The sequence below is a fragment of the Planktothrix sp. PLAVEN19ND genome, assembly GCF_057220675.1.
Map to the genome: position 1 here is coordinate 1,901,900 of NZ_CM170132.1, position 13,561 is coordinate 1,915,460.

Consider the following 13,561-nt stretch of genomic DNA (forward strand, 5'->3'; position numbering starts at 1 on the left):
AGCTATATACTGATATTTTAATTATTATTTTGATGATTGTCAAGTTTCTAATGTAATTTTATAACTTGATAATAAACTAGGTTTATGAGTTGCTCTATGCAATTTAAACAGACCTAATAATCGTAAGTTTGTTGTTGAGCTTTAGCGCTTTCTGGAGGGGCTAAAGCCCAACAACGAACAACAACTAATGTTTAATTTATCGTTGGGACATCTTAAATTGAGAGGTAAATTTGCGAACCTTGGCTAGTTTTATGAACTTCAATTCTAGCTTGAAAAGCTTCTTTTAAACTAGGAATATGGGTGACGGTGAGAATACAAGCAAAATCAGACGCGATCGCATTAATTGCCGCAATTAATCGATCGCAACCTTCAGCATCTTGGGTTCCAAAGCCCTCATCAATAATTAACATTTGTAGAGAAGTTCCCGCCCGTTGAGCTAATAGTTTTGCTAGGGCCAACCGAATGGCAAAATTAATTCTAAAGGCTTCCCCCCCGGAATAGGTTTCATAGGAACGAGTTCCCCGCGCATCTGCTATTAAAATTTCTAAGGTTTCAATCATTTTAGCGGTATTTTTTGAGGATTTACCCCCGCGTCCGCTAGTGCGTTGGGTAACAAATTGAACATGAAGTTGATTAGCAGATAATCGAGATAAAATTTGATTGGTTTCTGCTTCTAATTGGGGTAAAACATTCTCAATCATTAGGGCCTGAATCCCATTTTTACCAAAGGCTTTTCCTAATTCATCATAAACTCGATATTGACGGCGGGCGGTGTCTAATTGGGTTTTAAGTTCCGTTTGTTGTGTATTTAAATTGTCTAATTGAGTTTGTTGTTGTTGTAAACTACCAAATTGACCTAAATGACTATCTAATTTTAGCTGTTGTTGTTGAATTAATTGCTCTAATTGTTTTAATGATTCTGTCGGGTCGGGAGTTTCTTTTAATTGCTGTTGTAAGAGTTCAATTTGTCCTTGAATGGCTTGTAAATTTTTAACCCGTTCTTGGGTGATAGTTTCTAACTCTTGAAGGCGTTGTTGCAGGATGGGATATTGTTGTTTGGCTTGGTTAAGTTGTTCGGTTCGAGTTAACCAAATTTGAGCTTGACGTAACTCCGCCCGGATGCGATTATGTTCCTCTACCTTATAACCCATTTGGCTAATTTTTTGTTCTAAGATAATAATTTCTTGTTGGATTTCAGAATTATTTTTCTGTTCAGTTAAGGTTTTGATTAAGGTTTGAATTTGGGTTTCTAATTCTGGTTTTTGAGTCTGAATTTTTGTTAATTTATCCTGAGCATCTCGAATTTGACTATATTTAATTTCCGCCCAACGCCAGCGTTTTTCCTCGTTTCTAGCTAACGCATGGCTTTGTTCATTATAATTAAGTTGGCTTAATTTCTGTTCTAAATCCTGTAATTCTGCATATAAATCCGTTGCATAGTCACCTGTCTCTAAAATGGTTTGAACGGCTTTTTCTTCTAATATTAATTGTTGTAATTGTTGTTCATCTTGATCTAAAGATTCTAACTGAGCTTGAATTTTTCCCCGTTGTTCTCGCAATTCTTCGTAGGGTAATAAATCTTCTTGAATTTGTCGATATTCCTCCTGTAATATTTTAAGTTCTCGATCAGCAACGACTAACTGTTCATGGATCACCCAAATTTGATTTCTGAATTCCTGTTGTTGGTTTTGTTGTTTAGAAATCACTAAATTCCAGTGATGTTCGTCTAGGGGGCGATCGCATAATGGACAGGGGGGAAATTGCGATTGTAATAACGGTAATTCTTCGGTTTCGGGTGCTTCCGTTTCCGATTTTGATAACAGTTGAATTTTCTGATCCAGTTCCCCTAATTTTTCTTCATAATCCCGTTTAACCGTATTCAAACGGTCAATAAAACCATGGCGTTCTTGTCCTTTTTCCCTGACCCTGAGTTGATAAACTTTTTTCTTATCCAGTTCAACAATTTGAGTCGCAATGGTTTGGGATTTTTGTTCTAATTGGGGGCGATGATGGTTGAGAGTCCGTTGCAATTTTCCCACGGAGGTTTTTAATTCCTCTAACCGAGCTTGTTGACGGGATTGAGCCCGATCTAATTCCGTTTGTAGCCGTTGACGCTGTTGTAAAATCGGGGTAACTTCTAATTGTAATTGATCAAACTGAGTTAAACGATTGCGAGCAGTTTGTAACTGTTCTAATCCCGTTTCAATATCGGATTTTTGGCTTAAAATTTGGGAGTAATCCTGTTCCTGTTGGGTTAGGGCTTCTAAACGGGCTTGGAGTCCTTGAATTTGCTGTTGTAAGCTGTTTAGATGTTGGCGTTGTTGTTCTTGTAACTGTTGGCGTTGTTGTTGGGAATCTTGATAGATTTTGAATTGAACGGATAGGGTTTCTTCTGTAGTTTGTAGGGTTTGAAAATGGGTATATCCGGTTTGAATTTCCGTTTCTTGTTTTAATACTGCTTCTAATTTTTGACTTTGCTGTTGAGTTGTAGTTAATTCCTGTTGTAATCTGCGATAATCTTGAGCAAAGGTTTGATGCTGTTGTTGTTGTCCAGTTAATAATTTTTCCCAAGCTTGACGATGATGTTGTTGGGCTTGTAGTTGTTGATAGTGATCTCGGTCTTGGGCTTGTTTTTCCTGAAGCTGATCAATGGTATTTTGGAGTTGAATTATTTCCTGTTCCAGTTGACTTTTTTGGTCAATTTGGACTTGATTATTGGTTAAGGTTTGTTCTAGGATTTCGGCTTGGGATTTATAACTTTTGGCTAAATCTTTAGCTTGATCCGATAAGCCATCATATTGATCTAGTTTTAATAAATTCGCCAGAATTTCTTTCCGTTCTGCGGGACGTTTGATCATGAATTCGTCCGCTTTTCCCTGACGCAAATAGGCGGAATTAGTAAAGGTATCATAATCTAGTTTTAAGTAGTCTATAATTTTCTGTTGAGTGACAGTTATTCCCTTTTCTGTGAGGGTGCGAAACTTAATTTGATCTAAATCTTCAATTTCTTGTAAAACGGTGGTTGCTACTTGAAATTCTAAGGCTCCTGATTGACCACGGCGACGGTTACGAATTACCCGATATAAGTTTCCCTGACTAATAAATATAAAATCAACCTGGGTTTCTAATTCCCCCATATAGATAATATCATCCTTTGATTCTGCCCGACTCTCCCCCCAAATTGCCCAAGCCATTGCTTCTAATAAAGATGACTTTCCTGATCCGTTAGAACCGCAAATACAGGCGGTATGTAATCCACTAAAATCTAGGGTGGCTTCTCGATAACTGAGGAAATTTTTTAGGGTCAGTTTTTGCGGAATCATAGGTTTTCACAACTGGAAATAGGGAATTTTTAGGAGGTTGTTGCATTGATCAATATTATATTAACGCAATTTGTGTTAGTTGGACTACAATTAGAATTAGATTTTTAGGATGATTAATTTATGACGTTTAACAAAGCTCATCCCTATCTTTCACCGGAAGAATACTTAGAAGTCGAAAAGAATAGCCCGATTAAACATGAATATATCCAAGGACAAATTTATGCAATGGCTGGGGCGAGTGATGCTCACGTTACCATTACCGCTAACTTACTGACCCTCCTGAGAAATCATATTCGCGGAACTGGCTGTCGTGTTTATGTTGCAGATATGAAAGCCAAAATTGAGACTTTAAATATTTTCTACTATCCAGATATCATGGTAACTTGCGACTCCCGCGATGCCAATTTTGAATATTTTAAATGCTATCCCTGCTTAATTATTGAAGTGCTTTCATCCTCTACCGAAGCTTTTGATAGAGGGGATAAATTTATTGATTATCAAGAATTAGAAACCTTACAAGAATATGTATTAATTAGTCAAAACCGCCAGCGTGTTGATTGTTTTCGACGGAATGCAGAAGGGAGATGGGAACTTTATAGTTATCGAGGAAATCAAGAACTCGAGTTAACCAGTGTTAGTTTCTCTTGTTCTCTGACTGCTGTTTATGAAGATATTTCTTTTTAGGGTAGGTCACTCACTCTACGGGAAAAAAATAGGTGAAGCTGTTGATTATGAGATCAGGTTTTATTGTTCAGAATTAATTCCGAAGATCTTGAGCTATTAAATAGATTGTAGTCCATTCCTGCTGAATTTGGGTAATTTTTAAGTTGAGGATTTTAGCAATAGTTTCTAAATTTTCTCCGGCTTTTAATCCTTCAATAATTTGACGTTGGTTATCGTTTAAACCTTGCCAAAATTGTTGCCATTGTTCGGAATTTAATCCTAAACGATGTTCGGATAAAGAGGTTCCTAACCAACTGGTGACTAATTCGGGATTCTGTTTTAAGGTAAAATTTTTAATTGCATGGTAACTAACTTTTTCCCGCAGTCGATAAATTTGTTTAATGGGTAAATTCAACTTTTGAGCGATCGCTTCTTGAGATAATCCTTGTAAATAAAGTCGCAACCATTCCGCCGCCGTTGAATCTACATTTTTAATTAAATAGTCTTCAAATTCTGTTTGTACTTTTAACCTTTGGTTTTGTTGGGTTTGAAAATATTGTTCATCTTCGTATTGAATGATCGCTTGATTGTCTAATAAACTAATGGTGTCTTCAGTTTCGTCTGATAGAATTTCATCGGATAATTGTTTAATCCATTCTCCGGCGGGAACTTGGGTTAATCCTCCCCGTTGAGAGCGACGTAAATAGTTAACAAATCGATAAACTAATAGGGGTTGATTCCGAATGGGACGCAGACAATATTCTTCTACCGTTGTGAATAATAAAGCATTACTTAATTTGCGATCGCTTGTACACTGAGAAATCCATTGGATTTGTTGTTGTAAATAGCGATCGCTGTTCAACATTTCCTGTACCACTTCCTGTAAAACATCCACCACTTGCCGCTGGCGATCGCGACTGGTTGCCACCCAAAGACGAACTTTTTGGCGTAGAATCATTAAACTTCCTAATCGCTGCATTAAATTTCGATAGGCTTTTTCCGGCGGCGTATCTAAATAGCGCTGTTGCAAAATTCGATAGCGAAAGTTTAACCCTAATTTGATTCGTTCTTGTTGGTTAATAGGAAGGGAATCTAAGGTGGTAAAATGTTCTCCCAGTAACCAATTAATGATACTTTCTCGTTGGTCTTGACTAGAGTTAGGATAGTCATTTTCCAGTTGGAAACGCCACTGATTTGTCCAAGATTCTGCTAGGGTCATTTAAGGTTTTAAGGGGTCAGGAAGTTTTTAATGGCTGAGGGTTTAACTATTTTATCCTAAATCCGGTGAGCGATCGGTAAGTTCATCGAATTTGAGGGGATAGCTGTCTTGAAGTTTATTATGAATCACTTCAACTAAATGCTGTGCTGCGGCATTTTTGCATTGATTTTTTTCGGGAATAATTTGCTCAATAATAGGGAGACTTTTTTCTCCTTTTCGGCCTAATAAAAAATAGGTATTCATCGCTCCTTTGCCTTTGACTGAAATCATCCCTCGTTTGAATATAACATATTGATCGGGTAAAAGATGGAAAGTATCTTCACTAATTTGAATCCGTCCTGCTAACCCATGGGATTCCATTCGTGAGGCAATATTGACCGTATCTCCCCACAAATCATAAAGGAATTTTTTAATCCCAATCACTCCCGCGACGACGGGCCCACTATGGATTCCAATTCGCAAACTTAACACTTGATTATGAGTTTCATTAAATTCAAGAATTGCTTTTTGCATATCTAAAGCCATTTCTGCGATCGCGATTGCATGATTGGAACAGGGATAGGGTAATCCTCCCACCACCATATAGGCATCACCAATAGTTTTAATTTTTTCTAAGCCATATTTTTCCGTTAATCGATCAAAAGCTGAGAATAATTCATTGAGTAAATTCACTAAAGCAATCGGGCTTAAGCTAGATGAAATTTGCGTAAATCCAACAATATCGGCAAATAAAACCGTGACTTCAGAAAAATGTTCTGCTATGGTTTTTTGTTCTTTTTTTAGACGTTCTGCAATCGGTTCTGGGAGAATATTTAAAAGTAAACGTTCTGTTTGTTGTTGTTGATATTGGAGAGCAATTTCAGCCAATTTTCGTTTAATAAATTGACCGAGTTGACTACCAATAGTGGTCATAGTTTGCATCAATTCAGGATCGGGAAAACAAATTTCTGAACCCAAAAAAATTATGACTCCTAAGACTTCTTTGCCATCTTTAATTGGGAACCCAAAACCACTGTGTAATCCCAATATTTCCGCAATATCTTTTTGAGTAAATTGATCATTAACCATCACATCTTCGATCCAATGGGCAAAACCACTTTGCCAAATTTTACCTGGTAAACTCATATTAGAATCTAGGTTAATTTTTTGATAAAGTCCCTGAATTTTCGAGGGATCAGAATCTGAGTTAATCCAGAGTTTAATACACTCCAGTTTGGGGTTAGTAGAATTGACTTTAAAAGCATGGGTTTGAGAGAGTTTGTTTCCCAAAACTAAGGGTGCTTCCGAGAAATTTTCTAACATCCAAACCTCTCCCAATATCCATCCCCAACTTTCACAAGTTGATTGTAAAATTTGCAGTAAAGCTTCATGAATATTCGGAGCTTCAGACAGAATCCGAGAAATTTGATACTGAGTAAACATCCGTTGTTGAGCGCGTTTTCTGGCGGTAATATCCCGACCCACATAAATAAAGTCTAGGGAATCATCCGTATCCGTTGTTAGGGTCGAGATCGAAAATTCTAGGATAATTTTACCGCCATGTTTTTTCTGACAGGTTAACTCCAAATTTTTAAATAAAAAGTCCTGTTTTTTCAGGGAAGATTCCTTTAAATATTCTTGCAAAAAGGTATCATCTTCCACAAAGGAAGAAAGGGAGTGATTAATTAAATCCGATTGACTATATTCTAATAGGGATAAAGTGGCGAGATTTATCTTTTGAATAATCCCCTGCTGATTCGTAACAATTAAAATATCCTCCATTGAGGTAATAATTCGATCAATATATTGTTGGGAATGGGAATAGGCATTTAACAGCAAACGGGATTCATTGGTTTCTTGAACTAAAGCCTGTTCTAGTTCCATTCGTTGTGTCACATCCTCGAACAGTAACATTAATTCGGGGATATGTTCTCCTTGAATTGAAACACCTAGAAAGTAAATATTAAAATAAATTGATGTTGTTTCTTCAATTTGCCGACTCATGGCATTTAATTCAAAGTAATCTTGGTGTCCCTGAATAATGGCATCAATAATATCCTCTGTTCCAATCAATTCAGGAAAATAAAAGTGTACATCTTCTCCTTGATTTAAACCTTCTGAATCTTCAGCAAACCGAATAACCCCTTGAGAAAAATCCTGGATCTTTAACTCTGGATTAATCACCAAATAGTCCATTTTTCGCGCTATTAAAAATTGTTTAAATAAATGGTTCATAGTCCCTGAATTGATGATAATTTTTTCTAAGTTTGGAGTCAAAAAAAATGGTTGATAAATAGATGCAATCAAAACAAAAACCCGTTGAATATTGGGTGACAGGTAATCGGGAATAGGCAACGGGCAACAGTCAGAAATTGAGTCATTTTTACCATTCGGTTTATGAATGTCCCACGACTTAGTGAGTAGCAATAAAAACACAATTTCGTCCACTTTCTTTAGCTTTATATAAAGCTTGATCAGCCTGAAAGATAAGCATTTCAGATGTCAGACCTGCAACGGGAATTAAACCTGCTACTCCAATACTAATTGTGATATATTTGCTCACCGTTGATTTGAGATGCGGTATTTCTAAGTCTTCAACAGCTTTCCGAACCTTTTGAGCGAGATGAATACAGCCATTAATATCGGTATTGGGTAAAATGATAGCAAATTCTTCCCCCCCATAACGAGCCACTAAATCGGTATTCCGTTGAATGACATTCCGTAAAACTTGAGCAACTTGTTGTAAGCAAAAATCTCCAGCTAAATGTCCATAGTGATCATTATATTGTTTAAAATAATCAATATCTAGTAAAAATAAGGACAGGGGTATTCCTTCTCGTCTACAGCGATTCCATTCATGCTCAAGTACCCGATCAAACTGACGACGATTTGCCAGTTTTGTCAATCCGTCCTCAATTGCCAATTGCTCTAATTCTTGATTGACGATTTGTAATTGTTGATAAAGTTCAGCCTGTTGTAACGCAATGGCGATTTGTAGGGCTAATTCTTCTAATAAGTTTATTTCCCAGACTTCCCAATGCCGAGATTGCTGGCATTGATGGGCTATTAATAATCCCCAAAGTTGATTACTGGTATTAGACTGGGGTGAAATAGAAGAATCATAAATTATAATCGGGACTATTAAACTAGATTTTACTTTTAATTGAACTAAATAATCTAAATATTTATAATTTGAAATCTTATATATATCATCAATAGCATGAATTTTACCCGCTTTAAAATAAGATAATAATAAAGAATTAAAATCTGGACTAAAAACAATGCTATCAATAGAACTAATGCAAGAGTTTGCTAAGGATTCAGCAATTACTTTTCCTTCTTCTAAAGAGTAAAATCGATAAATTAAAACTCGATCTGCTTTTAAAAAAGTCAGAACTTCATTCACGGTTGTTTCTAAAGTTTTCTGTAGACTTAAAGACTGGTGAATATGTTGTGTAATGGTTTTTAAGATCCGATCGCGTTCGGCTTGTTGATACAACTGAAATTCTACCCGTTTTTGTTCGGTCATATCCTGACCCATCCAAACGAATTCCTGGGGATCATTGGGATCAAAATTTAGGGCTGCACAGGAAAAGGAGACGGGAAAATTGGTTCCTATTTTGGTCTGACAGATAACTTCAACGGGTTTTAATAAATCAGAAGATAATAAAAATTGATTGACTTGGTGATAATTTTTAAGTTGATTATCTTTAAAAATAGTTAAAATAGATTGCTGGATTAATTCTGCTTTTGAATATTTTAATAAAACCGATGTAGCTTGATTGATAATTTTGATCATTCCTTTATCATCTGTGACAATTAATATATTTGTCATAGAATTAATAATTTTATCTAAATAGATTTTGGTTTTTTCTAAAGCACTTAAAGCCAATCCATACTCCTTGGCAACCTGAGTAATCTTTTGTTCCTTTAAAATCCATTCTGTTGTATCCTCAAATACAATTAATAGTTCTGGCTCACAGCGAGAATTATCAGTATTTTTCAAAACATAAATATCAAAATAAATCGTATGTTCCTGAGTAATTGTCCTAGAAATTCCTTTGAGTTCAAACTGATTGATTTGACTCAACAAAATTTTCTTAAAGGTTTCTTCTAATCCAATGAACTCAGGAAAAGCCATACAGACATCTTCTCCTAATCGCAATTGTTCTGGACAATCTGCAAATCTAGCTACACCCCAGGACATCTCGACAATGACCCACTCAGAATTAGTAGTCAAATATTCAAGTCGTTTTGGTGCTAAGATTTTTTTTAACAGGTTATTCATAATTCATCCCAGAATACAGAAAAAACTAGATTTAATCCTTTAACCAGAGATAAATTTCTGAGATAATTCATAGAAAATTGTATCTACATCATCTCCTGTTTTTGCTGAGGTTTTATAGCTAGATAAAATCTGTCCATACTGTTTTAAATCCGGGGTTATTTTGATTAGATGTTCAAGTTCTGTTGCATCGATCAAATCAATTTTATTAAACGCGATCACGATCGACCCCTTGGGATTCACAGACAGAAATAAATTAATATGTTCCGGGAGTCTTTCTACGGTTTCCTGTCGGGTCACATCGGCAACAATTACCACACCACTCGCTCCCTGTAAATAACTCGGGGCGATCGCTTTAAATTTAGTATGGCCTTCAATATCCCAAATTAATAATTGTACAGATCCAGTTTTTTCTGAAGTGAATTCCGTTAGATCAACAATTTTACGAGAAATTTTTACTCCTACGGTGGACAAATATTGATCACTAAACTGTCTATCCACAAACCTGCGGATTAAACTGGTCTTTCCAACTCCGAAATCACCAACTAAGCAAATTTTTTTAGAAATCATGGTTTTGGGGGGTTATTTTGTTGAAACTGTAACGGTATTATCTCAAATAAAACCGTTTGACTCAACCAAACTTCTTGATTGAGATCAACTCCCTCGGGACGTTCAATTTTACCCACTGTTTCTATCCGTCGCCGATCAATTCCTAAATCCTCTAAAACATTTTGGATCGTTTGAGCCCGTTCTAAGGCTAACTGAGGATGTTTTCGGGATTTTTCCTGTTCATGACTATAACCAATAATTTGCAATTTGAGATCCGGATATCGTTTTAAATATTGAGCCAGAGGGACAAGTTTACCTCGAATATCTTTTAAGACTAATTCCGCCGAACCAAAATTAAAATAAATTCTAGTAGCTATCGGTAAAGGTTGCACCGTTAGATTGGCAATCACTGAATCTACCCCTTCAATTTTCTTAAACGCTTGGGTAATTTTCTGAATATCTTCAGATTTTATCACTTTTCCTTTTAAATTCACTTGGAAATTTTGATAATGAGCAGAAATTGATATCCCACTAATTTGATTCATTATAGTTGCCATTTGTTTAACTTCAGCAGCAACTTTGCTCGGATCGGGAGGAACTTTAACCGCAATAATCCGATTATTAATTTGAAAATTTGGGGCGGTTTGTTGGGCAATTTTTTCAACTTTATCTTTTAATCGAGCGGTGGGAACTTTCCCCTCTAAGACTAAGGTTTGATCCTGAGCTTTAACTTTAAAAGTATAAATTGATAACTCAGGCTCCGCTCCTAAAGCCGTGATTAATGTTGTTTCTAACTGTCGGAAATTATGTTGTCGATATTGATAGATTCCCCAAGGAATTAGAATCAAACTCAATAGCACCGAACCCAAAATCAACAAAGTTATTGGCTTTTGCTCAGTCTTCAAACGGGTTGCGACTCTGATTAAACCTTCAAGCTGACTAATAACTCCTTCAGGAACTGAATCTGGATCACCTTCAAATTCTTCAATAGGCTGACTATATTTCATAATTAAAGTATTCATCGTTTGGCGAATTTTTTTAATAAATGCTTTCGGACAGTCCCCCTTTACCACCACTGCTAAATAACAATATCCCGCCACTTCTAGGATGATTTTACAATCCCCATATTCAATTTCATTCAGTTCGGAAACTTCCCCCGTCTGCATAATACAATCATTAACAAAACTCCGAATTGCTGTTAACATTCCAGCTACCATTTCCGCTTCCATTTGCGCTTGATCCGGTTGTTGAATTTCAGCAATAATTAAACCCGAACCTTTATGAATTAAAAACACCGCTTGCACCACAAAGCGACTCACTTCTCGTAATATTAATTCGGCTTCTGATACCCCTTGGACTTTGGATTGAACTTTCCGTTTCAAACCCTCAGCACTAAAAGTCTGACTGACTTTTTCATTGATTTCTTGAATTGCTTCCCCTAAATAACGAGTAATCGTACTCCCAATCACCGGATACAGTGCATCTACCATGGAATCTCGTTCTAAACTCACCTGTTCTTTAATAGTGCGTCCAATCGTCGGTGCTAAAGCTGCGGCAATTTCATTCCGATCAACTTTAATTTGTTCTCGAATGGCTGCCCCCATTTCTGGCCCCAAGGCTTGAGCAATTTCTTTAGGAGAATTTTGAATTTGTTGTCTAATTGCTTCAGGAATTAAATCAGCAATTGCCGCACTCATTGCTTGTCGGTCGGTTTGAGCTTTCCCTTTAATAACCTGATCAATAATCGGAATAAACGCTTGAATTAATTCTTCTTTGGACTCCGTAACTTTTAAATGCAGAAGTTGACCAATGGTGGGCAGTAAAAGTTCAATTAATTGTTCGGGATCATGAATTTGGAATTGAATTTGACTGAGTTTATTATTAATATTTTGGACTAATTCTCTAACTTCTGGTAACTCGGAATTCAACAACTGGCTTTTGAAACTTTCTAAGTCATCCCCCAGATTAGATCCAAACATTAATTCCTGTAATTTATCCAAAGGATCATTACCCCTAGAAACAGGATTTTTGCTCTGAATAGTTGAAGATTGTGGGGATAGACTGGGAGATGGTAATTCAGGGTTTGAGGAGAGATTTTTAGTTAAATCTGTTTCTAAATTAACGGAATCTAATTTTGAGTTAATATCAGTTGGCTCTAAGGGTAAAGGGGTACTAATATTTTCAATAATATCCTGATTTTTAGAAGTTTCTAATTGGGGTACAGGATTAGCAGAAATCCTCGGTACATCTTCTTCAATATTACTGACTGAATAGTCCACATCCATCGCCCCGGAGGGCGGTTTTTCCAGTAAAGGTAGAAGTCGCAAAATCAGATCATCTTCTGATTTTGCCGTCCTCGAAGATCCAGTCTGAATCGAGGGAATCGGGTTAATAGATTCTATTTTAGAGGAAATCTCATCGGCTGTTATGGAATCAATACTGGGTTGATTTTCTAAGGGTAAATCAGTAAAACTATGGGATTTTGAATGATCACTCGGTTGTTGATCTTCTGAGAGTAAAGCAGTTAAAAAATCAGATTTAGAATGATCATCTTCTGAGGGTAAAGCGGTGACAGACTCAGTTTTAGTATCATTAAAACCGTTTAAATCCATCAATAAATTTACCAACAATTCTAGGGGATCACTCTCAACCTGATCCGACGGATTTTGTTGAGATGAATTCCCCTGTTGTTGATTGTTTGGACTTAAATCACCCTGAGAAAAGGTCATAGTTTGACCGAATTAATTATAGATGATGTTCTGGGAGAGCAAAACCTGAATTTTTTTCCTCAGCCGCCTGTTTAATAGCTGGAACAAATTCAGTCCCCTTTAATCGCATCCCAACTTCAAACAGAAACTTCAGCCATATCATCCCGGGAGACTTTTGCCTCTGTCAATAAAGTAAATCGACGTTCTAATTCTTCTAAGACTTGATTTTTCAGACTGCGAACTTCGTCTTGTAACTGATCACGGGTTTGTCCCAATTCTTCCCGCAAGGAATTAGTTTGACTATCTAAGGCCTCATCTAACGCCTCAATACTACTGGAAAATTTGCGATTCAGTCGATCAGCCTGTTGTCTTAAATCCGTTAACTCCTCCTGAGAATTTGAACTCAGGGTTTTAATTTTTTTGTCTAAATTCTCAACAACAGACTTGATTTCTGCCGTTAAAATAGTTTTGAGTTGTTCAACCCGATCCTGGGCATCTTCCTGTAATAGTGCCAAATCAGACTCGATCTTGTCAAACCTAGTATTATAGTCCCGAAGTTGCGATCCAAATATGATATCACGAATTTGGTCAATATTGCCCAAACGCTCCCGCATTTCTTCCTTAGTAATTTCAGCCATTTGTACCTCCTGATCGATGCTCCTGGTAGGGGTGATTTGCCATGCAGGAATTATAGTTCGGTTTTGCTTGTAAGTTCGCGATTTCGCCCAAGAACTTTATCAAACATCAGCCGAGATAACACTATAGCAGGGAATTAGGGATTAGCAAGACGCCGCATGGAATTCGTGGAATTCCCGGCGGTTAGAGAGTCTTTCTG

At 36.7% G+C, this 13,561-nt stretch carries 8 protein-coding genes; 1 reads left to right on the forward strand and 7 read right to left on the reverse strand.

The window, feature by feature from the left end:
• Positions 1 to 212: 212 nt before the first annotated feature.
• On the reverse strand, positions 213 to 3,323 hold the full coding sequence (gene sbcC / locus AC2D3N_RS08080; RefSeq protein ID WP_484693308.1) for an exonuclease subunit SbcC: 3,111 nt from the start codon (positions 3,321 to 3,323) through the stop codon (positions 213 to 215).
• A 120-nt stretch (positions 3,324 to 3,443) separates the two neighbouring features.
• On the opposite strand from sbcC, the gene AC2D3N_RS08085 reads away from it, so the two are divergent.
• The gene (locus AC2D3N_RS08085; RefSeq protein ID WP_079676901.1) at positions 3,444 to 4,007 is read left to right on the forward strand and encodes a Uma2 family endonuclease; all 564 of its coding nucleotides are present in this window, start codon (positions 3,444 to 3,446) and stop codon (positions 4,005 to 4,007) included.
• A gap of 73 nt (positions 4,008 to 4,080) precedes the next feature.
• Here AC2D3N_RS08085 and AC2D3N_RS08090 read toward each other — a convergent pair whose 3' ends face one another.
• The 6 genes from AC2D3N_RS08090 to AC2D3N_RS08115 all read right to left on the reverse strand — a co-directional run bounded on the left by AC2D3N_RS08090 (position 4,081) and on the right by AC2D3N_RS08115 (position 13,364).
• Entirely contained in the window at positions 4,081 to 5,205 is a 1,125-nt protein-coding gene (locus AC2D3N_RS08090) for a HetZ-related protein 2 (RefSeq protein WP_484693309.1), read from the reverse strand.
• A 51-nt stretch (positions 5,206 to 5,256) separates the two neighbouring features.
• Positions 5,257 to 7,419 (reverse strand): adenylate/guanylate cyclase domain-containing protein, encoded by a 2,163-nt coding sequence (locus AC2D3N_RS08095; protein ID WP_484693310.1) that lies wholly within the window; start codon positions 7,417 to 7,419, stop codon positions 5,257 to 5,259.
• Between the two features lie 178 nt (positions 7,420 to 7,597).
• Complete coding sequence (locus AC2D3N_RS08100) at positions 7,598 to 9,472, reverse strand: sensor domain-containing diguanylate cyclase (protein ID WP_484693311.1); 1,875 nt, start codon at positions 9,470 to 9,472, stop codon at positions 7,598 to 7,600.
• A gap of 39 nt (positions 9,473 to 9,511) precedes the next feature.
• Positions 9,512 to 10,039, reverse strand: coding sequence for a Rab family GTPase (locus AC2D3N_RS08105; protein WP_079676898.1), 528 nt, complete (start codon positions 10,037 to 10,039; stop codon positions 9,512 to 9,514).
• The gene (locus tag AC2D3N_RS08110) at positions 10,036 to 12,747 is read right to left on the reverse strand and encodes a BON domain-containing protein (RefSeq protein ID WP_484693312.1); all 2,712 of its coding nucleotides are present in this window, start codon (positions 12,745 to 12,747) and stop codon (positions 10,036 to 10,038) included. The genes AC2D3N_RS08105 and AC2D3N_RS08110 overlap by 4 nt, the downstream gene beginning before the upstream one ends.
• Positions 12,748 to 12,863: 116 nt before the next feature.
• The gene (locus tag AC2D3N_RS08115) at positions 12,864 to 13,364 is read right to left on the reverse strand and encodes a hypothetical protein (RefSeq protein WP_484693313.1); all 501 of its coding nucleotides are present in this window, start codon (positions 13,362 to 13,364) and stop codon (positions 12,864 to 12,866) included.
• Positions 13,365 to 13,561: the final 197 nt, after the last annotated feature.